The 25,386-nt window shown below is 67.5% G+C and carries 32 protein-coding genes and 1 tRNA gene; 16 read left to right on the top strand and 17 right to left on the bottom strand.

Annotated features, from left to right (window positions below; genetic code table 11):
- The first annotated feature begins 349 nt into the window (after positions 1-349).
- Entirely contained in the window at positions 350-1,384 is a 1,035-nt protein-coding gene (locus ACE3N9_RS09475; RefSeq protein ID WP_374283195.1) for a glycosyltransferase family 2 protein, read from the top strand.
- The gene (locus tag ACE3N9_RS09470) at positions 1,381-2,847 is read left to right on the top strand and encodes a lipopolysaccharide biosynthesis protein (protein WP_374283193.1); all 1,467 of its coding nucleotides are present in this window, start codon (positions 1,381-1,383) and stop codon (positions 2,845-2,847) included. Before ACE3N9_RS09475 ends, ACE3N9_RS09470 begins: the two co-directional genes overlap by 4 nt.
- 18 nt (positions 2,848-2,865) lie before the next feature.
- Here the strand turns inward: ACE3N9_RS09470 and ACE3N9_RS09465 are convergent, their stop codons facing one another.
- Entirely contained in the window at positions 2,866-3,789 is a 924-nt protein-coding gene (locus ACE3N9_RS09465) for a hypothetical protein (protein WP_374283191.1), read from the bottom strand.
- Positions 3,790-3,918: 129 nt separating this feature from the next.
- On the opposite strand from ACE3N9_RS09465, the gene ACE3N9_RS09460 reads away from it, so the two are divergent.
- From ACE3N9_RS09460 to ACE3N9_RS09450, 3 genes are read left to right on the top strand one after another with little or no spacing between them, the layout of a single operon-like run.
- Entirely contained in the window at positions 3,919-4,824 is a 906-nt protein-coding gene (locus tag ACE3N9_RS09460) for an aspartyl protease family protein (RefSeq protein WP_374283189.1), read from the top strand.
- Between the two features lie 36 nt (positions 4,825-4,860).
- On the top strand, positions 4,861-6,684 hold the full coding sequence (locus ACE3N9_RS09455) for an ABC transporter ATP-binding protein/permease (protein ID WP_374283187.1): 1,824 nt from the start codon (positions 4,861-4,863) through the stop codon (positions 6,682-6,684).
- Positions 6,681-7,529 (top strand): diacylglycerol kinase family protein, encoded by an 849-nt coding sequence (locus ACE3N9_RS09450; protein ID WP_374283185.1) that lies wholly within the window; start codon positions 6,681-6,683, stop codon positions 7,527-7,529. The genes ACE3N9_RS09455 and ACE3N9_RS09450 overlap by 4 nt, the downstream gene beginning before the upstream one ends.
- On the opposite strand, the gene ACE3N9_RS09445 is transcribed toward ACE3N9_RS09450, so the two are convergent.
- From ACE3N9_RS09445 to ACE3N9_RS09425, 5 genes are all read right to left on the bottom strand, one after another.
- A complete protein-coding gene (locus ACE3N9_RS09445) occupies positions 7,526-7,729 on the bottom strand; it encodes a DUF1737 domain-containing protein (RefSeq protein WP_374283182.1) in 204 nt (67 codons plus the stop codon). The two genes, ACE3N9_RS09450 and ACE3N9_RS09445, sit on opposite strands and share 4 nt — an antisense overlap.
- 85 nt (positions 7,730-7,814) lie before the next feature.
- Positions 7,815-8,114: a GIY-YIG nuclease family protein gene (locus ACE3N9_RS09440; protein ID WP_374283180.1), complete on the bottom strand. Its 300-nt coding sequence runs from the start codon at positions 8,112-8,114 to the stop codon at positions 7,815-7,817.
- A gap of 76 nt (positions 8,115-8,190) precedes the next feature.
- Positions 8,191-9,492 (bottom strand): ATP-dependent protease ATPase subunit HslU, encoded by a 1,302-nt coding sequence (gene hslU / locus ACE3N9_RS09435; RefSeq protein WP_374283178.1) that lies wholly within the window; start codon positions 9,490-9,492, stop codon positions 8,191-8,193.
- 5 nt (positions 9,493-9,497) lie between these two features.
- Entirely contained in the window at positions 9,498-10,055 is a 558-nt protein-coding gene (gene hslV, locus ACE3N9_RS09430; protein ID WP_374283176.1) for an ATP-dependent protease subunit HslV, read from the bottom strand.
- Positions 10,056-10,105: 50 nt separating this feature from the next.
- Positions 10,106-10,597 carry an outer membrane protein assembly factor BamE gene (locus ACE3N9_RS09425; protein ID WP_374283174.1) on the bottom strand — a complete coding sequence of 164 codons (492 nt, stop codon included), beginning with the start codon at positions 10,595-10,597 and terminating at the stop codon, positions 10,106-10,108.
- Between the two features lie 167 nt (positions 10,598-10,764).
- Here ACE3N9_RS09425 and ACE3N9_RS09420 point away from each other — a divergent pair, with 167 nt between their 5' ends.
- Positions 10,765-11,280 (top strand): ubiquinol-cytochrome C chaperone family protein, encoded by a 516-nt coding sequence (locus tag ACE3N9_RS09420; protein ID WP_374283172.1) that lies wholly within the window; start codon positions 10,765-10,767, stop codon positions 11,278-11,280.
- Positions 11,277-11,777 (top strand): DUF177 domain-containing protein, encoded by a 501-nt coding sequence (locus ACE3N9_RS09415; RefSeq protein ID WP_374283169.1) that lies wholly within the window; start codon positions 11,277-11,279, stop codon positions 11,775-11,777. Before ACE3N9_RS09420 ends, ACE3N9_RS09415 begins: the two co-directional genes overlap by 4 nt.
- A gap of 8 nt (positions 11,778-11,785) precedes the next feature.
- On the opposite strand, the gene ACE3N9_RS09410 is transcribed toward ACE3N9_RS09415, so the two are convergent.
- The 7 genes from ACE3N9_RS09410 to ACE3N9_RS09380 form a co-directional block, all read right to left on the bottom strand.
- Positions 11,786-11,983, bottom strand: coding sequence for a helix-turn-helix transcriptional regulator (locus tag ACE3N9_RS09410; protein WP_374283166.1), 198 nt, complete (start codon positions 11,981-11,983; stop codon positions 11,786-11,788).
- Positions 11,980-12,387: a hypothetical protein gene (locus ACE3N9_RS09405; RefSeq protein ID WP_374283164.1), complete on the bottom strand. Its 408-nt coding sequence runs from the start codon at positions 12,385-12,387 to the stop codon at positions 11,980-11,982. The genes ACE3N9_RS09410 and ACE3N9_RS09405 overlap by 4 nt, the downstream gene beginning before the upstream one ends.
- Before the next feature lie 89 nt (positions 12,388-12,476).
- Positions 12,477-13,034, bottom strand: a complete 558-nt coding sequence (gene ssb / locus ACE3N9_RS09400) for a single-stranded DNA-binding protein (RefSeq protein ID WP_374283162.1) — start codon at positions 13,032-13,034, stop codon at positions 12,477-12,479.
- 94 nt (positions 13,035-13,128) lie between these two features.
- Positions 13,129-14,973 carry a ferrous iron transporter B gene (locus ACE3N9_RS09395; protein ID WP_374283160.1) on the bottom strand — a complete coding sequence of 615 codons (1,845 nt, stop codon included), beginning with the start codon at positions 14,971-14,973 and terminating at the stop codon, positions 13,129-13,131.
- A 3-nt stretch (positions 14,974-14,976) separates the two neighbouring features.
- Positions 14,977-15,216, bottom strand: coding sequence for a ferrous iron transport protein A (locus ACE3N9_RS09390; RefSeq protein WP_374283158.1), 240 nt, complete (start codon positions 15,214-15,216; stop codon positions 14,977-14,979).
- 74 nt (positions 15,217-15,290) lie between these two features.
- Positions 15,291-15,944, bottom strand: a complete 654-nt coding sequence (locus ACE3N9_RS09385; protein ID WP_374283156.1) for a COQ9 family protein — start codon at positions 15,942-15,944, stop codon at positions 15,291-15,293.
- A complete protein-coding gene (locus ACE3N9_RS09380) occupies positions 15,944-16,567 on the bottom strand; it encodes an ankyrin repeat domain-containing protein (RefSeq protein ID WP_374283154.1) in 624 nt (207 codons plus the stop codon). The genes ACE3N9_RS09385 and ACE3N9_RS09380 overlap by 1 nt, the downstream gene beginning before the upstream one ends.
- Positions 16,568-16,659: 92 nt before the next feature.
- Here ACE3N9_RS09380 and ACE3N9_RS09375 point away from each other — a divergent pair, with 92 nt between their 5' ends.
- Genes ACE3N9_RS09375 through ACE3N9_RS09345 form a run of 7 tightly spaced genes read left to right on the top strand, consistent with a single transcriptional unit; the run spans position 16,660 to position 21,102 of the window.
- Complete coding sequence (locus tag ACE3N9_RS09375; protein ID WP_374283152.1) at positions 16,660-17,250, top strand: SCO family protein; 591 nt, start codon at positions 16,660-16,662, stop codon at positions 17,248-17,250.
- Positions 17,247-17,762, top strand: coding sequence for a YcgN family cysteine cluster protein (locus ACE3N9_RS09370; protein ID WP_374283150.1), 516 nt, complete (start codon positions 17,247-17,249; stop codon positions 17,760-17,762). The genes ACE3N9_RS09375 and ACE3N9_RS09370 overlap by 4 nt, the downstream gene beginning before the upstream one ends.
- On the top strand, positions 17,755-18,480 hold the full coding sequence (locus tag ACE3N9_RS09365; protein WP_374283148.1) for a M48 family metallopeptidase: 726 nt from the start codon (positions 17,755-17,757) through the stop codon (positions 18,478-18,480). The genes ACE3N9_RS09370 and ACE3N9_RS09365 overlap by 8 nt, the downstream gene beginning before the upstream one ends.
- A gap of 40 nt (positions 18,481-18,520) precedes the next feature.
- Positions 18,521-19,024, top strand: a complete 504-nt coding sequence (locus tag ACE3N9_RS09360) for a DUF4402 domain-containing protein (RefSeq protein ID WP_374283146.1) — start codon at positions 18,521-18,523, stop codon at positions 19,022-19,024.
- A 40-nt stretch (positions 19,025-19,064) separates the two neighbouring features.
- Positions 19,065-19,505: a hypothetical protein gene (locus ACE3N9_RS09355; RefSeq protein WP_374283145.1), complete on the top strand. Its 441-nt coding sequence runs from the start codon at positions 19,065-19,067 to the stop codon at positions 19,503-19,505.
- Positions 19,495-20,469: a bifunctional diaminohydroxyphosphoribosylaminopyrimidine deaminase/5-amino-6-(5-phosphoribosylamino)uracil reductase RibD gene (gene ribD / locus ACE3N9_RS09350; RefSeq protein WP_374283143.1), complete on the top strand. Its 975-nt coding sequence runs from the start codon at positions 19,495-19,497 to the stop codon at positions 20,467-20,469. The genes ACE3N9_RS09355 and ribD overlap by 11 nt, the downstream gene beginning before the upstream one ends.
- Before the next feature lie 15 nt (positions 20,470-20,484).
- Entirely contained in the window at positions 20,485-21,102 is a 618-nt protein-coding gene (locus ACE3N9_RS09345) for a riboflavin synthase (RefSeq protein WP_374283141.1), read from the top strand.
- Positions 21,103-21,132: 30 nt separating this feature from the next.
- On the opposite strand, the gene ACE3N9_RS09340 is transcribed toward ACE3N9_RS09345, so the two are convergent.
- From ACE3N9_RS09340 to ACE3N9_RS09330, 3 genes are all read right to left on the bottom strand, one after another.
- Entirely contained in the window at positions 21,133-21,510 is a 378-nt protein-coding gene (locus ACE3N9_RS09340; protein ID WP_374283139.1) for a CZB domain-containing protein, read from the bottom strand.
- Positions 21,511-21,656: 146 nt separating this feature from the next.
- A complete protein-coding gene (locus ACE3N9_RS09335; RefSeq protein ID WP_374283137.1) occupies positions 21,657-22,205 on the bottom strand; it encodes a GNAT family N-acetyltransferase in 549 nt (182 codons plus the stop codon).
- Positions 22,206-22,208: 3 nt separating this feature from the next.
- Positions 22,209-23,387, bottom strand: a complete 1,179-nt coding sequence (locus ACE3N9_RS09330; RefSeq protein ID WP_374283135.1) for an aromatic amino acid transaminase — start codon at positions 23,385-23,387, stop codon at positions 22,209-22,211.
- Positions 23,388-23,487: 100 nt separating this feature from the next.
- On the opposite strand from ACE3N9_RS09330, the gene ACE3N9_RS09325 reads away from it, so the two are divergent.
- A complete protein-coding gene (locus ACE3N9_RS09325) occupies positions 23,488-23,916 on the top strand; it encodes a DUF983 domain-containing protein (protein ID WP_374283133.1) in 429 nt (142 codons plus the stop codon).
- Positions 23,917-24,128: 212 nt separating this feature from the next.
- Here ACE3N9_RS09325 and ACE3N9_RS09320 read toward each other — a convergent pair whose 3' ends face one another.
- Positions 24,129-24,854: a DUF1134 domain-containing protein gene (locus tag ACE3N9_RS09320; RefSeq protein ID WP_374283131.1), complete on the bottom strand. Its 726-nt coding sequence runs from the start codon at positions 24,852-24,854 to the stop codon at positions 24,129-24,131.
- A 207-nt stretch (positions 24,855-25,061) separates the two neighbouring features.
- On the opposite strand from ACE3N9_RS09320, the gene ACE3N9_RS09315 reads away from it, so the two are divergent.
- A tRNA-Ser gene (locus ACE3N9_RS09315) sits at positions 25,062-25,154 on the top strand.
- The last annotated feature ends 232 nt before the right edge of the window (positions 25,155-25,386 follow it).

Here is a 25,386-nt window from a genome sequence, read left to right as displayed (position 1 = left end):
AGAGCCGCCAACAATCTAACGCGGACAACCAGTGTTCCCCGATTTTAAACCTCGGGGGACTTGTTGCCCGTCTATGTCGGCGACCAGAGCGTTCTTGCCGTTGAAGCAGCGTTCCCGTCCGGTGACGCGGCCTCTAAGGGTGACCTTTGATTCGGTCAACGCCTTTTTGCAGTTTTGTTTCAGTTTTTCGCAAAAGCCCCGGAAATCCGCGATTCCTGGCCAATCGGCGGCTTGAGGAGAGCTTGCGGCTGACACCCCTCCCCCCGTTTTAGACCGTACTTCCTCTGGCGAATCCGGCGCAGGCGCATGCGTAGAGGCTTGTTTAATACCCCCCGGCTATAGGTTCGGCATGTTCGAGGTCGCAGATTCATCCAATTCACCGATCCAGCCCCGTATCGCGGTGATCGTTCCCGCCTATGGCGTTGCGCACCTGTTGGGCGAGGCGCTGGATTCCCTGCTCGCGCAGGAGTTGCAGGACTGGGAATGTGTCGTGATCGACGACGGCGCGCCCGATGACGTGGCCGGCGCGGTCGCCCCTTATCTTGCCGATCCGCGCATCACCTTCCTTGCAACACGCAACCAGGGCGTATCCGCGGCGCGCAACACCGCGATCGCGGCCACGCACGCGCCCCTGATCGCGCTGCTCGATGGGGATGACCGCTTCCGGCCCGATTACCTGGCCACCATGGCGGCGCTGCTCGAGAGTGAACCGGCGATCCGCCTGGCGACCTGCAATGCGCTAATCTTTGGCGCGGTGCCGCAGGAGCGGCTGTGCTTCCAGACCAAGCAGGGCACGGGCGATGGCTCACGCGGCACCCTGGCCGATGTGCTCGACCGCAGCTTCGGCGTATATATCGGCACGACCTTCCGCCGCGCCGACTTTGACCGGGTGGGGGGATTCGATACCACCATGGCCCAATCCGAGGACTTTGACCTGTGGGTCCGGCTGATGGAGCTGGGCGGCCATGCCTGGTATGTCGACAAGATAATGGGCGAATACCGGGTCCGGCCCAATTCGGCTTCGGCCCATGCGGGCCGGATGTTGATGGGCAATATCCGGGTCTACGAGAAGGCCCGCGCCGCCCTGCCCGCAGATGCGCCCGAACAACCCTTGCTGACCCGGCTGATTGCAGAGAGCGAGGAAGCGCTGGCCTTCGAGCACGCGATCGACCGGGTGGTTGATGGCGACACGGCCCGGGGTCTGGCGGAACTGCGCAAGGTGAAGTCGCGCGTGGGCGGGCCGGTCTGGGCCCTGTCCTTTGCCGTGTGGCGCATCTTCCCGGGGCTGGCGCGGCCGATGCTGGCCTGGCGCCGCCGGGCGCACAGCCGGGGCAACGATTCGGGCGGGCTGGGCGCGCTGCTGGGGGAAGGCGCCGCGCTGTGACCGCCGCGAGCGAAGCGGCCAGCGCCGGCAGCCTGCGCAGCCAGGTGCGCAGCGCGGTGATCTGGCGTTCGGGCACCCAAGTGTTCAGCCAGCTGCTGAGCTGGGCTTCCACCTTCCTGGTGATCCGCATCCTTGCGCCCGAGGATTACGGCCTGTTCGCGATGACATCGGTGGTGCTGGTGCTGCTGGGTCTGCTCAACGGTTATGGCTTTGCCAATGCCGCGATCCAGGATCGCAGCGGCGGGCAGCAGCAGCTGCGCCAGCTGTTCGGCCTGCTGATCGTGGTCAATGGCGCGCTGGCGGCCTTGCAGTTCGTCACCGCGCCCTTGGTCGCGGCCTATTATCAGCAGCCGCGCGTAACCGCGCTCCTTCAGGTGCAGTCGCTGATCTATCTTACCAACCCGTTCCTGGCCCTGGGCTATGCGGTGCTGTCGCGCGAGCTCGACTTTCGCAAGCAGGCGCAGGTCAACGTCGGCTCGGCGATCCTTTCGGCGCTGGTGGCGCTGGCCGGGGCCATGTCGGGCCTCGGAGTCTGGACGCTGATCGTCGCGCCGCTGACCGGCTTTGTCGCCCGCGCGCTGGGGATGATGACCATGGCCCGCGCCTGGATGTGGCCCAGCTTCGACTTTCGCGGGGCCAAGGCACTGGCGGATTATGGCGGGGTGATCATGGCCGGGCAGGTGTTCTGGTTCCTCCAGACCCAGGCCGACATCATCATCGCCGGGCGGATGCTGCCTGCCCACCAGCTGGGCCTCTATACCACCAGCCTGTTCCTCGCACAGATCTTCGTCAACAAGGTGGTGCCGCCGCTGAACGAGGTGGCCTTTTCCGCCTATGCCCGGATGCAGGACGATCCCGCCGCGCTGGCCGAAGGCTTCCTGACCAAGGTCCGCGCGATCATGCTGCTGGCCATGCCGTTCTGCCTGGGGCTGGCCGTGGCGGCCGAACCGGCGATCCAGGTCATGCTGGGCGACAAGTGGCTGCCCGCCGCCCCGGTGGTGCGCCTGCTGGCGCTGGCCATGCCGTTCATGACGCTGCACGTATTGTTCGCGCCGGCCACCAATGCGGTCGGCCGCCCGGGCATCGCCACGCGCAGCGCGGTGCTGGGCGCGGTGGTCATGCCGCTGGCGTTCTACCTGGGCGTGCGCTGGGACGGGGCCGAGGGCATCGCCGCGGCCTGGCTGCTGGGCTATCCGATCGTCACCTTCGTCACCGCCGCCTGGGCCATGCCGGTGCTGGGGCTGACCGTGCCGCGCCTGATCCAGGCCCTGCTGCCGGCGGCGCTGGCGGGCGGCGCCATGGCGCTGGTGGTAACGCTGGCGGACCACCTGCTAGGTCACTGGCCGCCCCTACCCCACCTGGTCGCGCTCGCCGCGGCGGGCGGGGCAACCTATGGCCTGTGGCTGTGGGTGTTCTCGCGCGAGCGGCTGACCGAGGCCTGGGCGCTGGTCCGCAAGAGGTAGCGCGGCGGCGTGGCGGCCTTAACGGCCCAGCGCGCCGATCACCTGACGGGCCGCCTGGGCATAGGCCCCGCGCGTATAGCGGTGCGTGCCGACAAAGTGGACGAAGGGCACGGTTGCCCCCACCGGCTCGTCCCAATAGTTGAGATAGCGGTCATAAGGCAGCAGCAAGGCGTCCACCTCGTTCGCGATGACGAAGTTCGAGGTGACCTGCTCACTGCCCCATTCGGACCACTTGGCCGCGCCGATCAGGCGCTCGGCCTCGGCCGAGAATGCTTCGGCAAGGGCGCGTCCATCGCTGCCCGGCGCGAACCCGGCAAAGCCCGAACAGCCGCGCGCATAGTGCAGGTCCGGCCGTCCCGGGATGGCCATCGCTTCCATCGCCTGTTCGATTGCGGACTGGACATGGACCCGCCCCGGCCCGGCCGCTGCGCGGGCCCGGTCCGAGACTTGCGCCAGCGGCAGCACTTCAGCATCCCAGCCGCCGCGCAGGGTAAAGCTGCACCCCGCCGCGATGGCCTCGGCAATCTCGTCCACCGGCCCCAGCGTGACCGTGTCGGAATCGAGCTGGATCACATAGTGGTCACGCCGCAGGTCAAGGATCGTCAGCAGGCGTTCCCAGGTGCCGCCGACCGGGCACGGCCCGGTATCGACCGAGGCGATCGGGATGATCCGGGGACTATCCAGATGCTCCGCCAGCACCGCATTGTCAGCATCGGTCAGCGTGCCATCGTCGAGGATCACCACCCGCCCCCGGCGCAGCTGCGCGTGGAGCGACTTGACCGCGACCAGGTAGGGCAGCAGCACCTTGGTGCCGATCATCGAGAACAGCACCAGCCCATCGTCCGCCGCGCGCAGCGGCGGGGTGCGCAGCACGGCGCGGGCCTCGCGCAGGAACTGCGCCTCGCGCAGCTTGCGTTCGATCTTGTGGCGCAGCATCAACATGCCGCCCGGACTAGCACGCTCCTCTTAAACAAAGGCAAATGCCGACCAGCCGCGCCGCGCTTTCGACCAGCGGCATGGCGGCTTGCCGCATGTTGGCGTAAGCTTGGCCGAGAAGATGGAGAGGATCGCATGCCGATGCATCCGCTGTTCGCGCCGCTGATTCCGCTGCTGGCCGCCTTTCCGGGCCTCGCCACGCAGGACGGCGTGCCGCAGGCCGGCCAGACCGACGTGGTCGAGCTCAATCGCGACCGGCACGACCGGATGACCGTGCCCGTGCGCGTGCTGGATCAGGGGCCGTTCCAGTTCCTGATCGATACCGGCGCGCAGAACACGGTGATTTCCACCGCGCTGGCCAGCAAGCTGGCGCTGGTCCCCAACCGCCGGGCCAAGCTGGTCGGCGTCGCGGGCAGCGAGATGGTCGACACGGTCGACATCGACCAGATCGACCTCGGCCGGCGCTCTTACTACGGGCTGATGGCGCCGCTGCTGCGCGGCGAACATATCGGCGCGGACGGGATCATCGGGCTGGACAGCCTGCAGGACCAGCGCGTGCTGATGGATTTCCGCAAGGGTCTGATGGCGATCAACGACGCCAAGAGCCTGGGCGGCAATGCCGGCTACGAAATCGTCGTCACCGCGCGGCGGATGTCGGGCCAGCTGATCATGGCCGATGCCCGGATCGACGGGGTGCAGACCAGCGTGGTGATCGATACCGGCGCGGAAAACTCGATCGGCAACCTGGCGCTGCAACGCGCGCTCAGCCGGCGGGCACACCACGGCACGACCACGCTCAACAGCGTGACCGGCCAGACGATCGAGGCGCAGATCGGGTTCGGCCGCGCGCTGAAGATCCAGGACATGCAGCTCAACAACGTGTGGATCGCCTTTGCCGCCGCTCCGGCGTTCGACGCGCTGGGCCTGGGCAAGAAGCCCGCCCTGCTGCTGGGGATGCGCGACCTGCGCAGTTTCGACCGGGTGGCGATCGATTTCGCCAGCCGCAAGATCCTGTTCGACCTGCCGCGGGCGACGCTCTAGGCTTTCCTTTCCGGGCGTCGGGCCTAGATAGGCGCGATGCCTCCCGATTTTCCCGCCGCCGCCAGTGAAGCCCGCCACGATGGCTGGGGCACGCTGCGCCGTTTCCTGCCCTACCTGTGGCCGAGCGACCGTCCGGCGCTGCGCTGGCGGATCGCCTTTGCCTTTCTGCTGATCCTGGCCAGCAAGGCGGTATCGCTGACACTGCCTTACCTGCTCAAATGGTCAGTCGACACGATGAGCCTGCGCGGCCCGGCGCTGCTGCAACTGGCGATGGTCTTCGTACTGGCCTATGCCGCCGGGCGGCTCGGCGGGGTGGTGTTCGACAACCTGCGCAACATCGTGTTCGAACGGGTTGGCCAGGAAGCGACCCGCCAGCTGGCCGAGGACGTGTTCGCGCGGCTGCACCAGCTCAGCCTGCGCTTCCACCTCGCCCGCCGCACCGGCGAAGTGACCAAGGTGATCGAGCGCGGCACCAAGAGCATCGACGTGATGCTCTATTTCATGTTGTTCAACATCGCCCCGACCGTGATCGAACTGTCGGTGGTGGCGGTGATCTTCTACCTCAACTTCGGCTGGGGGCTGGTCGCGGCAACCGCCGTGGCGGTCATCGCCTATATCCTGGTCACGCGCTGGATCACCGAATGGCGCACGGCGCTGCGCGAACAGATGAACAAGCTGGACGGGCAGGCGCTGTCTCGCGCGGTCGATTCGCTGCTCAACTACGAGACGGTGAAATACTTCTCCGCCGAACCGCGCGAGGAAGCCCGCTATGCCCAGGCGACCCGCGCCTATGCCGATGCGGCCGTAAAAAGCGAAAACTCGCTTGGCCTGCTCAACATCGCGCAGGCGCTGGTGGTCAACCTGCTGATGGCCGGGGCGATGGCCCACACCGTGTGGGGCTGGGCCAAGGGGGACTATACCGTTGGCCAGCTGGTCTTCGTCCAGACCTTCCTGACCCAGCTGTTCCGCCCGCTCGACATGCTGGGCATGGTCTATCGCACGATCCGCCAGGGGCTGATCGACATGGCGGCGATGTTCAAGCTGATCGACACCGAAGTGGAAGTGCGCGATGCGGCCGGCGCGCCCGCGCTGGTGGTCAGCCGCCGCCCGGCGCTGGTGTTCGACAACGTGGTGTTCGGGTACGAGCCGGACCGCACCATCCTGAAAGGCCTGTCCTTCGAAGTGCCCGCCGGCGCGCAGGTTGCGCTGGTCGGCCCGAGCGGCGCGGGCAAGAGCACCATCGCCCGGCTGCTGTTCCGCTTCTACGATCCGCAGCAGGGCCGGATCCTGATCGACGGGCAGGACATTGCCCAGGTCACCCAGGCCAGCCTGCGCCAGGCAATCGGCATCGTTCCGCAGGATTCGGTGCTGTTCAACGACACCATCGGCTACAACATCGCCTATGGCCGTGACGGCGCCGATCTGGCCGAAGTCGAGGCCGCGGCGCGCGGCGCGGCGCTGATGGACCTGATCGGCCGCCTGCCGCAGGGCTTCGAGACCGAAGTGGGCGAACGCGGGCTGAAACTGTCGGGCGGGGAAAAGCAGCGCGTCGCCATCGCCCGCACCCTGGTCAAGAACCCGCCGATCCTGCTGCTCGATGAAGCGACCAGCGCGCTCGACACGCGGACCGAACAGGACATTCTCGCCACGCTCCATTCGGTCGCCGAAGGGCGCACCAGCCTGTCGATTGCCCACCGCCTGTCGACCATCGCCGATGCCGACCGGATCTTCGTGCTGGATCAGGGACAATTGGCGGAAAGCGGCAGCCACGCCGAACTGCTGCGGATGGGCGGGCTCTATGCCGAAATGTGGGCGCGCCAGGCCGAAGCGATCGAGGAACTGGGCGAGGCTGCCGAGTGAGAATCGCGCTCGTCTACAACCAGCGCATGGCCTCCGCCCGGCTGGCCCGCGTCGCCGCGCTGGCCCGGGTGTTGGACCGGCGCGGCCACGAGACGAGCCATCACGACAGCCAGGACTTCAATGCCCGCGCGGATGCTCCCGGCGTGGACCTGATCTGCATCTGCGGCGGCGATGGCACCGCGCAACTGGTGATTGCCGCCCAGACCGATGTCGCCGCCCTGCCCCCGGTCGCAGTCTATCCTGCCGGAACGATCAACCTGCTGGCGCGCGAATTGGGTTATCCAGCCGATCCCCGGCACTTTGCCGCCCGGATCGAGGAATGCCGCAGCCCGCTGCCGGTCAGGCTGGCAGCGCTTAACGGGCTCGCCTTCCTGTGCTGCGTCTCGGTCGGCGCCGATGCCCATGCGGTCGCCGCGCTGTCGGAACCGCTCAAGGCCCGGATCGGGCGATTAGCCTATTTGGCCGCCATGGCCAGGGCGCTGCGCGACTGGCCGCGCACCGCAATCGAAGTGAACTGCGATGGGACCGTGCACCGCGCCGAAGCGCTGTTCGTGCTGCGCGGCAAATTCTATGCCGGCCCCTGGACGCTCGACAGCCAGGCGGGGCTGCTCAACGATCGCCTGCGCGTGCTGATCCTGCCCCGCGCGCGCCGCCGCGACCTGGCCGCGCTGGCGCTGCGAACGTTGCTGGGGCCCAGCAAGCCGATGCCGGGAACGCTGGTTTGCGATGCCCGGCAGGTCACCGTGCGGTCAGCGCTGCCGGTGCCGGTGCAGTGCGACGGCGACACCGGCGGCACGACCCCGCTGGAGATCGCGATGACCGGCACGGAAGTGCGCTTCGCCTAGCGCTTGACCACGTCGGCTTCGTGCCAGACCACGGCCTGCGCCGCCTTCATGCAGCCGCCTTCCTCGTCCCAGGTGATCGTCGGCGAACCATAGAGCCGCCAGCCCTGCGCCAGCGCCTCGGACACCCGCTCGCAAAAGGCGCGGTCGTCCTTGCCGGTCAGCAAGCGGTAGATCGGGCGGTCCTCGGGGGTCTGGTGCATGGGGCAGGACACTACATCATGTCTCCCGTCATTGCGAGGAGCGCAGCAACGAAGCAATCCAGGAGCGGCTGCCACCGTTCATCTCTCAAGCGCAGATCTCAGGGTAGAGGTCGCGCCACTGCGGATTGTTCAGCTCGATCAAAGCCAGCTTGCGCTTGCGGGACCCACCCTTGATCTGCTTCTCGCGCGCAATCGCATGCTCCATTGTCGAATGCAGTTCGTACCAGACAAGGACCTTGCAACCGTATCTCTCCGTGAAGCCATCCGCGACGCCCTCGCGGTGCTGCCAGACGCGTTGCACGAGGTCGGAGGTGACCCCGACATAGATCGTGCCGTTGCGTGAACTGGCCAGGATATAGACTGCCGGCTGAATGCTGCGTTGCATCGCTCTGGATTGCTTCGTCGCTGCGCTCCTCGCAATGACGAAATCAGGGGCAGCGCAGCTCCAGCCAGTCGGTCGGCTACAATATATACTTGCTGAGGTCGGTATCGCGGGCCAGCCCGGACAGGCGCTCGCTGACATAGGCGGCATCGACGGTCACCGTCTCGCCGCTGCGATCTTCGGCTTCGAAGCTGAGGTCCTCGAGCAGCTTTTCCATCACGGTCTGCAGGCGGCGGGCGCCGATGTTCTCGACCGCCTCGTTCACTTGCGCGGCGATCCGGGCGACCTCGCGCACCGCTTCGGGGGTGATGTCGAGCGTCACCTTCTCGGTCGCCAGCAGCGCGCGGTACTGTTCGACCAGGTTGGCGCGGGTTTCGGCCAGGATGCGGACGAAGTCCTCCTCGCTCAGCGCCTTCAGCTCGACCCGGATCGGCAGGCGGCCCTGCAATTCGGGCAGCATGTCGCTGGGCTTGGCGACGTGGAACGCGCCGCTGGCGATGAACAGCACGTGGTCGGTCTTCATCGGGCCGTACTTGGTGGCGACCGTGGTGCCCTCGATCAGCGGCAGCAGGTCGCGCTGCACGCCCTCGCGGCTGACCGAGCCGCCGCGCACGTCGGACACGGCGATCTTGTCGATCTCGTCGATGAAGACGATCCCGTTGGTTTCGGCATTGGCCAGGGCAACGCGGGCAACGTCGTCCTGGTCCATGCGCTTTTCGGCTTCCTCGTCGACCAGCTTGCTCCAGGCTTCGGGGACCTTGAGCTTGCGGCGCTTGAGGTTCTGCTTGCCCATCGCCTTGGACATCATGTCCGACAGGTTGATCATGCCGACATTGCCCGGCATCCCGGGAATGTCGAACGGCATGGCCGGTGCGTCCTCGACCTCGATTTCGACTTCCACCCCGTCCATCGCCTGTTCGGCGATGCGCTGGCGGAAGCTCTCGCGGGTCGCTTCGCTCGCCCCGTCACCGACCAGGGCTTTCAGCAGGCGGTCCATCGCCGCCTTTTCGGCCGCATCGCGCACGGCCTCGCGGCGGCGCTCCTTCTCCAGGCGAATCGCCTCTTCGGCGAGGTCACGGGCGATCTGTTCGACGTCGCGGCCGACATAGCCGACCTCGGTGAACTTGGTCGCCTCGACCTTGACGAACGGCGCGTCGGCCAGCTTGGCCAGGCGGCGGCTGATCTCGGTCTTGCCGCAGCCCGTGGGCCCGATCATCAGGATGTTCTTGGGCGTCACCTCGTCGCGCAGTTCGGCGGAGAGGCGCTGGCGGCGCCAGCGGTTGCGCAGCGCCACGGCCACGGCCTTCTTGGCATCGGCCTGGCCGATGATGTGTTCGTCGAGCGCGGCGACGATCGCCTTGGGGGTCAGGGTATCGTTCATGGCAATCAGATCACTTCCACCGTCACGCGGTCATTGGTGAAAACGCAGACTTCTGCCGCGACCTGCATCGCGCGGCGGGCGATCTTTTCGGCGTCCTGTTCGTAATCGACCAGCGCCCGCGCGGCGGACAGGGCATAGTTGCCGCCCGAGCCGATCGCGGTGACGCCGCCTTCGGGTTCCAGCACGTCGCCATTGCCGGTCAACACCAGCATGGTGTCCTTGTCGGCCACGATCATCAGCGCTTCAAGGTTGCGCAGGTACTTGTCGGTGCGCCAGTCCTTGGCCAGTTCGACCGCGGCGCGCATCAGCTGGCCGCGGTGCTGTTCCAGCTTCTTTTCCAGCCGTTCGAACAGGGTAAAGGCATCGGCGGTGGCCCCGGCAAAGCCCGCGATCACGCTGCCATCGCCGATCCGCCGCACCTTGCGGGCATTGGGCTTCATCACGGTGTTACCCATGGAAACCTGGCCATCGCCGGCGATGACGGTCTTGCCGCCCAGCTTGACGCCGATGATGGTGGTGCCGTGCCACGGGATCATGCCGTGGCGATCTGAGGAACTGGTCATGGCGCGGGATATATGGCCGATCCCGCATCATTCAACCTGAAGCCGGGAACTTAGCTGCCGTTCGGGCCGCCGCCCGCCCCGCCGCCGGGCCCGCGCGCACCGGTGCCGACCGTGCCGATATTGCCGAACAGGTCTTCGATGAAGCTGCGGTCCTTGCCCAGGGTCGGCGTCTTCTTGCCGTCGGGATCAAGCTGGACGACCTTTTCCAGGCCAGCCTTGTCGATCGCCAGGACATTGCCCTTGTCGTCAAAGCGGATGCGCAGGATCAGCTGTTCGTTGGCGCGCGGACGGCTGAAAGCGGCCTGCCGGGTGTTCTGCGAGACATAGTACCAGTCCTTGCGCCCGAATTCGGACACGAAGGTCGGCCGGCCCAGGGTGCGTTCGACCGATTCCTGGTTGTCGATCCCCGGCTGCACCGAATCGAGCAGCGCCTGGTCGACGATGTAGCCGCGATGATCCTTGATCGACGAACACGCGCCCAGTGCCAGCACCAGGCCGGTACCCAGCACCGCCATTCGCAGCTTCGATCCGGCAAAAGGCATCAATCGTGAACTCCTGTCCGCCCGGGCGCGCAACACTGGTGCATTGCGGCAGCGCGCGGTGTAAACTATCGCGCCGAGCCTTAAGGCCAAGGCTGGCCGCTGGCAATGGCGTTGGGCCAAGTGCCCACCGCCGGTTTAATCGCCGCTGAATGGAAGGACAAAACGCCATGGGCCTGCTTGCCCGCCTGCTGGGTCGCAAAGGCGACGACAACGCCCACGTCCGCCCGCTGTGGCACGCCGTGGTCGCGCGCGCCCGCAACCCGCGGCTGTATGCCCACTGCGGCGTGGCCGATACCGTGCCCGGGCGGTTCGATGCGATCACGCTGGTGCTGTCGCTGGTGCTGCTGCGGATGGAGCACGACGCGGAGCTCGCCCCCCACACCGGCCGGCTGACCGAGCTGTTCGTCACCGACATGGACGGCCAGCTGCGCGAAAGCGGGGTCGGCGATCTGGTGGTGGGCAAGCACATCGGCAAGCAGATGATGGTGCTGGGCGGCCGGCTGGGCGCGCTGCGTGACGCGCTGGCCCAGGCGGACGATGCCGCGCTGCTCGCCGCGATCGGCCGCAACGTCACCCTGCTGGACGGCGCTGACCCGGCGCTGCTGGCCGCCGAACTGCGGACGCTGGCGGCGCAGCTGGCCACCAAGGACGCCGCCGCGATTCTGGCTGGAGACCTGGCATGAGCGAATTTTCCCGGATCTACGACATCCGCCACCTGCCCACCGCCCCGCTGGAACTGACCGCCACGGCCGAGGAATGCGCCGCGCTGGCCAAGCGCTTCGCGCTGGTCGCGGTAAAGTCGCTGCACGCCGCGATCCGGCTGGACGGGGCCGGCGCGCGGATCAGCGCCAAGGGCCGGCTGACCGCCGAAGTGGTGCAAAGCTGCGCGGTATCGGGCGATGACCTGCCGGCGCGGATCGACGAGCCGGTCGACCTGCGCTTCGTCCCCGCTGCGGATAGCCATGCCGAGGAAGTGGAACTGGCAGCCGAGGAGCTTGACGAGATCGAGTATTCCGGCGGCCAGTTCGACCTGGGCGAAGCGCTCGCGCAGACCATGGCGCTGGCAATTGACCCCTTCGCCACCGGCCCGCGCGCCAATGCCGCGCGCCAGGCCGCCGGGATGCTGGATGAAGGCCAGAGCGGGCCGTTCGCCGCGCTCAAGGGTCTGCTGAAGAGCTGAAGACTGGCTCAGCGATAGGGGTTGAAGAACAGGTCTTCGACCGGAATGTCGAAAAAGGCGGCTAGTCGATAGGCCATCGGCAGCGAAGGATCGTATTTGTCCGCTTCGATCGCGATGATCGTCTGGCGCGAAATCTCCAGAGCATCGGCCAGATCAGCCTGATTAAGCCCCCTGGCCCGGCGCATTTCGCGCAGGCGGTTCTTCACTCTGCCGCCGCGCGCAGGCGCCAGCGCCAGATCAACCAGGCGATTGCAAAAGCGGCACCTTGACCCACGAGAACCGAACCGGCCCCTCGTGAAAGATCGCTCGCTATCCCGGTCGCTGCGACATAGCCTAGCACGACCATGACGCCGCCAATCATGCCGCCCCAATACCAACTGACCAGATGGCCACTCTTCTGCACATCGTCTAGTCGACGCCACCAAGGCAATGTTGCCGCCATACCGATCGCAAAGACCGAAAGCAGTGCGAGATAGATAAGCCAGAAATTTTCGCCTGGTGCCCCCAGTCGCGCAATCTGGCCGTTGACCAGGCCAGCCCCGAACATGGCGACAAAGGATACGAAACCGAGCGCCAGCATTCGGCTGCGATAAGTCTGACCAAACAGCATTTGTTTCTCCCAAAAATGTAAAAAGCCTTTAACATTGGCTCGCAGCCATGTCAAAACTTTTTAACATTTCGGAACGTCGCTGCCGCGCCTCAGAACGGGATGTCGTCGTCGAGATCGTCGCCGAAGCCGCCACCCGACGAGCCGCCGCCGCCCTGGTTCCAGCCGCCGCCGGACGAACCGCCCGATCCGGCGCCGCCCGAGCGCTGGCCGCCGCCATAGCCGCCGACCGAGGAACCGCCGCCCCAATCGCCGCCGCCTGAACGCTGGCCGCCGCCACCGCCCTGCCCGCCGCCGGGCGCGCCATCCAGCATGGTCAGCACCCCGCCCATGCCGCCGACCGAGATTTCGGTGGTGTAACGGTCATTGCCGGACTGGTCCTGCCACTTGCGGGTGCGCAGCTGGCCTTCGATGTAGACCTTGCTGCCCTTGCGCAGATAGCGTTCGGCCACGCCGACCAGGCCGTCCGAATTGAGCACGACAGTGTGCCACTCGGTCCGCTCCTTGCGCTCGCCGGTGTTCTTGTCCTTCCACTGCTCGCTGGTCGCGATGCGCAGGTTGGCGATCCGGCCACCGTTCTGGAACGACTTCACTTCCGGATCCGCGCCCAGATTGCCGATCAGAATAACCTTGTTGACGCTGCCTGCCATCGAATCGAGTCCCTTTGAATTCAGGGACCGGACCTAGCCAATCGGGGGGCACGGTGCCAAGCCGCCGGGCCAGCGGCGTCGGGGATATTTCTGTTCAGCCCAGCCCCAGCGCCACCGCCGTCCAATAGGTCAGCCCGGCAAAGACATAGGCCAGGCCGAACAGGTAGGCGAGCATGAAGGCGGGCCATTTCCAGCCGTTGGTTTCGCGCCGGGTAACGGCGATCGTGCTCATGCACTGCGGGGCGAAGACGAACCAGGCGAGGAAGGCCAGCGCGGTCGCCAGCGACCAATGGGTCTTGAGCTGCGCGCCCAGCTTCATCGCCTGCGCGTCCTCGTCATCGCTGGCCACGGCATAGGACGTGGCGAGCGAGCTGACCGCCACTTCGCGCGCGGCCATCGCCGGGATCAGCGCCAGCGCGATGTCGCGGTTGAAACCGATCGGTTCGACCACCACGGCCAGCCCGTTGGCCACCTTGCCCGCCAGCGAAGCATCGACCTGGTCCTGCCCTGCGCCCGCGCGCGGGAAATTGAGCAGCAGCCAGAGGACCACCGTGACCGTCAGGATGATCGTGCCCGCGCGGCGCAGGAAGATCCACGAGCGTTGCAGCAGCCCGATTGCCAGGTCGCCCGCGCGCGGCATCTGGTACTTGGGCAGTTCCATGATGAACCCGCCGGCGTTGCCCTTGGTCACCGAACGGCGCAGCACCAGCGCGACCAGCATCGCGGCGATGATCCCGGCAATGTACAGGCCGAACATCACCAGCCCCTGCAGGCCCAAACCCGGACCGACGCTGCGCGCCGGAATGAAGGCGGCGATGATCACGGCATAGACCGGCAGGCGCGCCGAACAGGTCATCAGGGGCGCGATCAGGATCGTGGTCAGCCGGTCCTTGGGATCGGTGATGCTGCGCGTGGCCATGATCCCCGGCACCGCGCAGGCGAAGCTGGAGAGCAGCGGAATGAAGCTGCGCCCCGACAGGCCGATCCGCGCCATCAGCCGGTCCATCAGGAAGGCTGCGCGCGCCATGTAGCCCGATGCTTCGAGCGCGAGGATGAAGAAGAACAGGATCACGATCTGAGGCAGGAACACCACGACCGAGCCGACCCCGGCGAGCACCCCGTCGGTCAGGAAATCGCGCAGCAGCCCGGCGGGCAGCGCATCGTGCGCCTTGCCCGCGATCCAGCCGACCACGCCTTCCAGCGCATCGGCGAACGGCTGGGCCCAGGCGAACACCGCCTGGAACACCACGAACAGCAGCGCGAACAGGATCAGCGGCCCGGCCCAGGGATGCAGCAGCAGCCGGTCAAGCCGGGCGTGCAGGCGGTGACGCGATGTTTCCGAAACGATCGCGGCCTGGGCGATCGCCTGCGCGGTCACGCGGCGTTCGGTCAGCGTGGTGTGCGGGCGGTGATGCTCGCTCCCGCGCGCTTCGGCCGCCTCGATCGCGACGGCCAGTTCGGCCAGGCCCTTGCGGCGCACCGCCACGGTCGGCACCACCGGCACGCCCAGCGCTTCTTCCAGCGCCAAGGGATCGACCACCAACCCGTCGCGTTCGGCCAGGTCCAGCATGTTGAGCGCGACCACCGTGGGCCGCCCCAGCGCGATCACTTCCTGCGCAAAGACCAGATGCTGTTCGAGGTTCGAGGCGTCCAGCACCACCACCAGCACCTGCGGCGGCAGTTCCCCGGCCAGTTCGCCCAGGATGACCTTGCGGGTCACTTCCTCGTCCGGGCTGGTGGCGTTGAGGCCATAGGAGCCGGGCAGGTCGGTCAGCTCGATCGCCTCGCCCGAGGCGAGCTGCAAGCGGCCCGACTTGCGTTCGACTGTGACCCCCGGATAGTTCGCGATCTTCTGGCGCGCGCCGGTCAGCGCGTTGAACAGCGCGCTCTTGCCCGCGTTGGGATTGCCGACCAGGGCGGCGCTGCGCAGCGTGCCCATGGCCTAGACCGGCTCCACGGCCATGGCGCGGGCATGGCTGCGGCGCAGGGCCACGGTCATCCGCCCGATCAGCACGGCAATCGGATCGCGCCCGCCGAAGACGCCGCGGTGGGCCACGGCCAGCCGGGTGCCCACTTCGATCCCCAGCCCCTGCAGGCGCTGCACCTCGTCGGGTTCCAGCATGGTCCAGTCGATCGCGATCACGCGGGCACGCTGGCCGATCGGGAGGGAATCCAGTGTCATGATTGCCGCGCTGCCATAGGGACAACGTTATTGCAAGTCGTTCGCAACAAATTGACCGATGTCAAAACTGCGAATCAGCGCGCGGGATAACGCAGCCGGCCCAGCAGGCGCGCCGGGCTGAAATGCTCGCGCTCGGGATTCAGCCACTGCGCCTTGGCCTTTTCGAAGCGCATGATCCCGTCGATCCGGCGGTCAAGGAAAGCGCGGGTTTCGGCGTGATCCTCACTGCTGTCGCCAACGAAAACGGCCAGCGTGGCGGCATAGATCGCCCCCAGCGTGGCGCGCTTGGTATAGTGGTTGTAATCGGTCGCCGTATCGCCGGCCAGCCGCCAAATCCGGTCGGCGCTGTGCCAGCCCAGCCGCAGCGCGCGCGGCGCGTTCCGGGGCATGGCCATGATCGCCTGGGCGCGGCGCAGCGACTCTTTCTGTCCGGCCACGGTGTCCAGGCGAAACTGCACCAGCGTGCGGATCTTCTCGCGAATCTTCACACCCGACAGCCGCTCGGCCGGGAAAGCCGCGTCCATTTCGGCATCGATGCTGGCGATCCACGCCTCGATCATCTGCATCGGCCCGCCGGAAAAGGCGAAGACCGCCGCATCGGCATTGATCCCCAGCTGATCGGCCGCGCCGCGCACGGCTTCCTCGCTCCAGCCGTCGAACGCGGCCATGTCCGCAATCGCCGGGGCAAGCTGGCGGCGCAGGTCATCCAGGCTGGCAGCTTCGGCCATCAGAAGCTCGGCCCATAGATCTTGGGCGCGTTCTTGCCCTTGGGCTTGGCATTGGCCTCGATCTCGGCGACCAGGTTGTTGCCCTTGCCTTCCGCCACGGCATAGTCCCGCGCCGAGCGGCCGGAATTGTCGGCCCGGTCGGGATCGGCCCCGGCCTTCAGCAAGATCCGCATCATCGCCACGTTGCGGTTGTGGACCGCCGTGATCAGCGGGGTTTCGCCGGCATTGTTGCTTTCGTCGATCTTGGCGCCCTTGCCCACCAGCAGGTCGACCCCTTCGGCGAAATTGGTGTTCACCGCCACGACCAGCGGGGTCACGCCCTTGAAGTCGCGGATGTTCACGTTCGCGCCCTTGGCGATCAGGAACTGCATCCAGGTCAGGTCGCGGCGCGCCGTCACCTGGTGCAGCGCGCTTTCCCCGGTGGAAATGTCGCGTGCGTTGATCAGCGTCGGGCTGCCCTTTGCCAGCATATCGGTCACGTCGTTGCCGTTCTTCTTCTTCACGGCTTCGAGGAACTTGTACCCTTCGGAAAAACCTACCTGCGCGGGTGCGGGCACGGTCCAGGCCAGCATCGCGCCCAGCGCGGGCAGCAGGGCAAGCCTGAACGAGCGGGACTTAAGCACGGACGATCCTCCTGTTGACGGCGCAGAATCGCCCTGCGCGGCGAAACGCTCCCTTGCGCGGCGCGGTTTAGCAGAGCATGAACCGCCGCGCCATGACCAAGCCGATTTTCGCCCTGTCGCTGATCGCCGCCGCGCTTGTTTCCGCCTGCAGCAAGCCGGCCCAGCCCGTTACCGGGGTGGACATTGCCGGCACGCCGATCGGCGGCGCCTTTACCCTGGTGGACAAGGACAACCGCACCGTCACCTGGGACAGTTTCAAGGGCAAGTACCGGATCGTCTATTTCGGCTACACCTTTTGTCCCGACGCCTGCCCGATGGACATGGGCGTGACGATGCAGGCCTTTGCCCGCTTCGCCAAGGACGAGCCCAAGCTGGCGGACAAGGTCCAGCCGATCTTCATCTCGATCGACCCCGCGCGGGACACGCCCGCCCGGGTGGGCGAATTTGCCGCCGCCTTCAGCCCGCGGCTGATTGGGCTGACCGGCAGCCAGGCCCAGATCGACCAGGCGGTGAAGGCGTTCCGCGCCTATGCCGCCAAGGGCAAGGAAAGCGCGGGTGGCTACCTGATGGATCACAGCCGGATCGTCTACCTGATGGACCCGGACGGCAAGCCGATCGTCATGCTGCCGGTCGACAAGGGCGCCGATGCGGTGCTGGCCGACCTCAAGATCGCGGTGAAGTGAGCGCCCTGCGCCCCCGCTTCTGGACCCTGCCGCTCGACACCCTGACCCGGCCCGAGTGGGAGGCGCTGTGCGACGGCTGCGGGCAATGCTGCCTGCACAAGGCCGAGGACGAGGACAGCGGCGCGATCTATCCCACCAATGTCGCCTGCCGCCTGCTCGACATCCCCAGCGCGCGGTGCAGCGACTATCCCGGGCGCAAGCGCCGCGTGCCCGACTGCGTGCAGCTGACCCCGCGCCTGGCGCTGGAGATCGAGTGGCTGCCGACAACCTGCGCCTATGTGCTGCGCGCCGACAATGAGCCGCTGCCCGAATGGCACTACCTGATCTGCGGCGATCCCGAAGAAGTGCACCGCGCCGGCATGTCGGTGCGCGGCAAGGCCATCAGCGAGGATCTGGCCGGGCCGCTGGAACAGCACGTGATCCTGCCGCCGGGCGTCGAATTCGCCGGCTGGTCGGACGATGAGGACGAAGACGAGGACGATTCCGGGGAGGAGGCGGCGCCCCTTGCTTGACTGGCTGCGCCGCGCCCCCACCGAGTTGCCCAGCGTGGCCGTGGGCGATCGGCTGCTGCCTCTGGTGATCCGCCGCACCGCCAGCGCCCGGCGGATGACCATGCGGCTTGCCCCCGATGGCAGCGAAGTGCGCGTCACTCTGCCGCGCTGGGGGCGCAGCGCCGAAGCGCTGGCCTTTGCCCAGGCCAAGGCCGATTGGCTGGCCGACCAGCTGGCCCGCCTGGCCCCGCCGGTCCCGCTGGGACACGGCGCCAGCCTGCACTACCTTGGCCTGCCGCATGTGCTGGACCACGATCCCGCGCGGCCCCGCCGGGTGACGCTGGGCGAAGGCACGCTGCGGGTCGGCGGGCCCGAAGCCGGGCTCGACGCGCGACTGCGCCGCTGGCTTGAAGGTGAGGCGCGCCGCCTGCTGGCAGAAGACCTCGCCGATTACTGCCTGCGCGCGGCTCAACCCCAGCAACGCCTGCTGCTCAGCCGCGCCCAGCGCCGCTGGGGCAGCTGCGCACATGACGGGACGATCCGGATCAACTGGCGGCTGATCATGGCCCCGCCCGCCGTGCGCCGCTCGGTCGTGGCGCACGAGGTCGCGCACCTCACCCATTTCGATCATTCGCCGCGCTTCCACGCGCACCTTGATTCGCTGTTCGAAGGCGACATCCAGGCCGCCAACCGCTGGCTAAAGCGCGAAGGCAGAACCCTTTATTCGCCATTCGGGTGACGTAATCCGAAATTAACCATGCCGGGCAGAGAATCGCGGCATGGCCCGCCGCGTGTTCCTTGCCCTGTTGCTGTTGCTGCCCGCGCTGCCGGCCGGGGCGCAGGACGCCTGCCGCCTGTGCTATTCCGACCCCGCCGCCAGGCCGGGCGAACGCCCATTGCGGCTGGAAATCTTTGCCGACCTGTCGTTCAGCAAGCTGGCCCAGACCGGCGCGGGCGGCGGCAGCGCCACGCTTGGCCCCGAAGGCGGCAAGCAGACCAGCGGCGGGATCATCGACCTTGGCGGCATGGCGGTCAGCGGGCATGGCCGGATCACGGGCGAGCCGGGCCGCGCAGTGCGAGTCGAATTGCCCGACCGCGTACCGATGAGCGCGGCCGACGGCAGCGACGCCGAACTGGTCCAGTTCACCACCAGCCTGCCGCGCCATCCGGAATTGGGGCCGGATGGCTCGCTCGAATTCAGCTTCGGGGCGCGGCTGGTGGTCAAAGGCAAGGGCGGTGGCAACTATCGCGGGCGCATCCCGATCTCGGTCGATTACAACTGAACACTGGCGCGGCGGGCCTGGCGGTCCTATCTGTGCCGCCATGTCGATCTGGAAGAACATGAACCCCACCGGGGCGATCGGTGATTTCATCACCGTCTACCGCCAAGCCGGCAGCAACCGCTGGTGGATCGGGCTGATCGCCGCCGGGCTGACCGTGGGGACCTTTTCGATCATGGCCGGCGAAAGCTGGAAGAAGCCGCGCGCACTGCCGCAGATCACCTACATCACCTCTTGGCCGGAAGACCGGACCGAGGAGGAAACCCGCGCCTTCATCATCGAGAACCAGAAGCGCAAGGACGAGCTGGAGGCCGCGCAGAAGGCCGCCGACGAGGAAGCGCGCAAGCTGTGGAAGACGCTTGGCCGCGCCTCGGGCATGGATGTCGACAAGATCGACGCCCAGGCGAGCAAGGAACGCGCCGCGCAGGAAGCCGCCGAAAAGGCGAAGCTGAATCAGCTCACCGGGCAGAAGCTTGAACGCTGAGGCAGACCTTCGCTGGCTGGCCGCCGCTGCGGCGCTGGCCCAGCGCGGCGTGCCGCTCAGCCGCCCCAACCCCGCCGTCGGCGCGATCCTGGTTCGCGGTGGCCGGGTGCTGGCGCGCGGCTGGACCCGGGACGGCGGCCGCCCCCATGCCGAGGCGGTGGCGCTGGCCGCCGCCGGAGAACACGCGCGCGGCGCCACACTCTACGTCAGCCTCGAACCCTGCGCTCACCAGAGCGCGCGCGGACCGGCCTGTGCCGATCTGGTCGCGGTGAGCGGCGTCGCCCGGGTGGTGGTCGGCTGCGCCGATCCCGATCCCCGCACGGCCGGGGCGGGACTGGCGCGGATCCGCAGTGCTGGCATCGCGGCCGACCTGGTCCCCTCACCCGCCTGCGCCGAAGGGCTGGCGGGCTATCTCTCGCTGCGCGGGCGCGGGCGGCCGCTCGTCACGCTCAAGCTGGCGCTGTCGCTCGACGGCTGCATCGCCGCGGCCAGCGGCGAAAGCCAGTGGATCACCGGACCCGAGGCGCGCGCCCACTGCCATGCCATGCGCGCCCGCCACGATGCGATCCTGGTCGGCGGCGGCACCCTGCGCGCGGATGCCCCCCGGCTTGACGTGCGCCTGCCCGGGCTGGAAGCGCGCAGCCCGGCGCGCTGGGTGCTGACGCACGGGCACGCCCCCAGCGGCTGGCAAGCCCTGCCCGCGCCCGAGGCCATTTCCGCGATGGCCGACACGCAGACGCTGTTCGTCGAAGGCGGCGCGGGCGCGGCCAGCGCGTTCCTGCGCGCCGGGCTGGTCGACCGGCTGCTGTTCTACCGCGCGCCGATCCTGATCGGCGGCGGCCAGCCGTGCCTGGGCGACATTGGCCTGGCCAGCCTGGCCCAGGCCCACGGCCAATGGCAGCGCCAGCACGGCGGCCAGCTTGGCAAGGACCAGTTCGAAGTCTACCGCCGGATCGAATCATAGGGACCACGACCAGACATGTTCACCGGTATCATCACCGCCATCGGCACGATCCGCGAAGCACGCGAAAGCGGCGACCTGCACGCCGTGATCACCTGCCCCTATGACCCGGCGCACATCGCCATCGGCGCCTCGATCGCCTGTTCGGGCGTGTGCCTGACCGTGGTCGAACGCGGGGGCGCGGCGGGCGATGCCTGGTTCGCAGTCGACATTTCGGGCGAAACGGTCAGCCGCACGGTGCCGGGGCGCTGGGCGGTGGGCACGCGGCTCAACCTCGAACCGGCAATGAAGCTGGGCGACGAGCTGGGCGGCCACATCGTCACCGGCCACGTCGACGGCGTGGGCCATGTCGTCAGCCGCGAGGAAGTGGGCGGATCGACCCGGTTCTGGGTCTCCACCCCGGCCGAGCTGGCCGCCTATGTCGCAACCAAGGGTTCGATCACGGTCGACGGCGTGTCGCTGACCGTGAACGAGATTGCCGACCAGGCCGACGGCACCTGCCACTTCATGCTCAACATCATTCCGCACACCGGCGAAGTGACCACGATCGGCGCCTTGCAGCCCGGCGATGCGGTCAACCTCGAAATCGACGTGCTGGCGCGCTATCTGCAGCGAATGCAAAGCCTGCGCGGCTGAAGCCGGGCCTGCCGGTGCAGGCCGGTCCGGTCACTGGGTGATCAATTCGCGCCGCCATTTCTGCAGCGCGCGCAGCAACAGGTCCGATTCGCTTTCGAATTCACCGCGCAGGGCCAACTGCGCGTCCTTGATCCGTCCCTGTTCAACCTGGGTCAGGATCTTGCCCGCCGTGCGGTGGAACGCCGCATGCAGCCGCTGCACCACGGCATAGGGCCGGGTATCGCGAATCTCCTCGCCCAGGCCGGGGCCATAGAGCCATTTGCCGAAGGCGCATTCCCGGTCCGATCCGGCGATGATCGGGCTGTAACGGACCTGCCCGCTGTCAATCGCAGCGACCAGCCGCTTCTTCCACACCATGTGCGCGGCAATGGCATCACCGATTTCGCGAATCAGGCGTTGGTCATTCATCAAGACAACTCGGCTGCGAACGTCGCTGCGTTCCAGGATCGAAAGTTGCGACCTTTGCCTGAAGGATAGGCGATTGCCGGGCGGAAACAATCCGCCGCGCCGGGGGATTGGTCCAGATTGGCAGCAGTTGCGGATTGCTCGCCGCGTCAGCGGCGCAGCAGCGGCCCCTCGGCAAAGCGCTCGCGGGTAATCTCGTAGATCACGTGGCGCGCGGGGCCGCTGGCTGTCTCCACCACGCCGCCGTCGCGCGCGCTCAGCCGTCCGCCGATCCGTTCCATCGCCCCGCGCGAACGCAGGTTGCCTTCGCCCACCCGGAAATCGACCCGCGCCACCCAGCGGAACGCGTGGGCCAGCATCAGGCGCTTCATCTCCTCGTTCCACACCCGCCCCCAATGGCTGCGGGCGAGGAACGTCCAGCCGATCTCGACCGAGCCGGTGCCTGACGGATCGTGGGCCTGCCAGCGCGATGAGCCGATCACTGCGCCGCTCGCCCGGTCGATCGCCACCATTGCCCCGCCGCCTGCCAGGGCATCGGCAAAGAACGCGCGGAACACCGGCTCCTGCCAGCGATCATGCGCGGGGTGCAATTCCCAGATCAGCGGATCGCTGGCGACGGCATAAAGCGCGTCCCAATCGTCCGGGCGCAGCGGCCTGAGCAGCAGCCGCTCCCCTTCGAGGACCGGCTGGCGGTCCATCGGTCAGGCGCTGACCGTGGCGAGATCGGCAATAAACTTGTCGATGTTGCCCATGGTCAGCCCGGCCACGTTGATCCGGCCGGAACCGGCCATGTAGATCCCGTGGTCGTTGCGCAGCTTGAGGATCTGCTCACCGCTCAGCGGCACGATCGAGAAGAGCCCGTTCTGCCCGCCCAGCGGCGCCAGGTCGATCGCCCCGGCCTTGCCGGCACCGGCCAGCCTGGCCCGGACCTGGCGCATGCGCGCGCGCATGGTGTCCAGCTCGTCCAGCCACAGCTTGGTCAGTGCTTCGTCCTCAAGGATCAGGCGCACCGCGGCGGCGCCGTGATCAGGCGGCATCGACCAGGCGGCGCGCGCCAGGGTGTGGCCATTCGACAGCACGGCGCTCAGCTGGGCCGGATCGGCCACCATCGCATAGACCGCGCCGACGCGGTCGCGGTACATGCCGAAATTCTTGTCGCAGCTGTAGGCGATCAGCGCTTCGGGCACTTCGGCCAGGACGCGGCGCACGCCATAGGCGTCCTCCTCCATCCCGTAGCCCAGGCCCTGGTAGGCCAGGTCCAGCACCGGCAGCACGCCGCGCGCCTTGACCAGGCCGGCAATCTCGTCCCAATCGGCGTTGGAATAGTCGATCCCGGTCGGGTTGTGGCAGCAGCCGTGCAGCAGCACCGCATCGCCCGGCTGCGCTTCGGCCAGCGCGGCGCGCAGCGCGTCCATGTCGACCACGCCGTCCTTGGTGGAATGGGCGAACGTCTTCAGTTCCAGCCCGAGGTCGGCCAGGATCTGCGCGTGGTTGGGCCAGCTCGGCACGCCCATCCAGATCCGCTGCACGCCGGCCTTCTTGGCCAGTGCCGCGGCGAGGCGCACGCCGCCGGTGCCGCCGGGAGTCTGCATCCCGTCGATCCGGCCGCCCTTGCTGGGATCGTCCTTGCCGAACACATAGGGCATCAGCGCATGGACGAAGCCCATGTCGCCTTCGGGGCCAAGGTAGGCCTTGGAATCCTGGGTTTCGAGCAGCTTCTGCTCCGCCGCCTTGATCGCCGCGAAGACGGGCGTATCGCCCTCGCCGGTGCGATAGACGCCGACGCCAAGGTCGATCTTGTCGGCGCGCGGGTCCGCGTTGTGGAGCTTGATCAGCGCGAGCAGCGCATCGGCGGGCTGTTGTTCCAGGTTCTCGAGCATGGCGCGCCCTTAGCCCCGGGGCGCCGCAAGGGGAAGGGGCTTTGTCGCGCGCGCGCAAATGCGCGCTTGCACTTTACCCCGCGCGGGTGAAAAGGGCCGCATGACCCCCTGGAGCAACAACCACCTGCCCGCCAGCGTCTGGACCGCGATCATGCGCGGGGCGCGCGGCACCTGCCCGCGGTGCGGCGCGAAGCACCTGTTCGCCCGCTATCTCAAGCCGACCACGCTATGTCCCGGCTGCGGTCAGGACTGGACCCTGCACCAGGCCGACGATTTCCCGCCCTACGTCTCGATCATCATCACCGGCCACGTGATGGCCCCGGTGATGATCGAAATCGGCAGCAGCGACCTGCCGCTGTGGGCGATGATTACCCTGTCGCTGGTCATCGCCAGCGTACTGCTGGTGGGCCTGCTGCAGCCGGCCAAGGGCGGCATCATCGCGCTGCAATGGTGGAACGGGATGCACGGCTTCAAGCCGGGCGGACGCGCCGAAGTGGAACGCAAGCTGGCCGGGTCCAACCCGGAATAGCCCGCGCGTCGATCAATAACGCTTTTCTTTGCTCAACCTGACCGCGATAAACGCGGCCGGAACCAAACGGCGCACCGCAGCGCCCCATAAGAGGGTCGATGCCAGGGGGGGATTCACGGCTCGCAGAGGCGATCAGGCTGGTGCTTGCCTGCGCTTTCCTGCTGGCCGTGGCGGCCATCACGCTGTGGCGCCTGCTGCGCTGAGCCGTCCGCTCAGAACGGCAGCCAGCGCTGCTTGCGGCTGAACTTCATGTAACCCAGGTTGACCCCCAGCCGCAGCCCGGCCCCGGCACGCACCGGGATCAGCACGATATTGCCGCGCCGCAGGTAGCTGACATGGAAGCCGCCAACCAGGTAGGCCTGCCCTTCGCCCGCCGGGAAGCGCTTGTAGAGATCGTCAGTGTTGTAGAGGTTGTAGACCAGCACGAAAGTGTTCGCCGCGTTCGCCCCCAGGTCAAAGCCCAGCGACGGCCCGGTCCAATAGGCGGGGCGCTGCCCCTCGACCTTGTGGAACAGCGTGCCCGAGCCATAGCGCAGGCCAACCGCGATCGCCCCGCCCGCTTCGCGGCCGGTGATGTAGGCATTGGGCTCGCCCTGCTTCTTGAGCAGGTCCTTGATCACGTCGGCCAGACCCTTGGCGCCCTTGCCGAACACGCCTTCGGCAGCGCCGATCAGATCATCCTGCTTGTAGGTCTTGCCCGCCTGGGCCGGATCGGGCGCAGCCGGCACCGGCTCAGCGGGCGCCGGGGTCGGGGCCGGAGACGGTTCGGCGACCGGCGCCGCAACTGGCGCGGCCACTGGCTTGCCCAGGTCCGCATCGATCGCCTTGTCGGGATCAACCGGCTGGACCTGGCCCATGACCGGGCCTGCCGCCGCCAGCGCCAAGGCCCCCATCAATCCCGCCATCGCGCCGCGCAGCGCCGCTCGCAAGCCTGCCATAATTCGTTCCGATCCCGTCACATAAGCTGGGCACGAGGCCCGACAGGCCTAGAGAATCGAAGGCGTGCGCGGCGACAATCGGCAGGCGACGAGGCGAGTCCGTTTTGCGGCCAGACGAGTTCCGCGAGACCCCGCAAAAGAATCCCCCCACCCCCCTTGCCGCCCCCGCCGCCCCTCGCTATAGGCCCGGCTTCGCCGCTGCGATCCGGAGACGTGGGTGAGTGGCTGAAACCAACGGTTTGCTAAACCGTCGTACTGGTAAATCCGGTACCGAGGGTTCGAATCCCTCCGTCTCCGCCAAGCGGCTTGTAAACGCTGGGAAATCCATTATCTCAGCATCATTGCCGGTCTCTCGTGTGTCACACTGTGCCACACGGTGGCCCACCGGACAGGGTTAGATCGCCCCGAAGGTGATGGGAGCTTGCTCACGCAGCTCCGGCAAACCGTGCGACCCACGACTGGTAGTCTCAGGGAAGCAGGGCGCTCCAAGGCAGCGCATCGAACCCATCGGAATGATCACTCACCAACCTTG

It is taken from the genome of Novosphingobium sp. (genome assembly GCF_041905565.1).
Classification (GTDB): Bacteria; Pseudomonadota; Alphaproteobacteria; order Sphingomonadales; family Sphingomonadaceae; genus Novosphingobium.
This window is presented reverse-complemented; position numbering and strand designations above follow the sequence as displayed.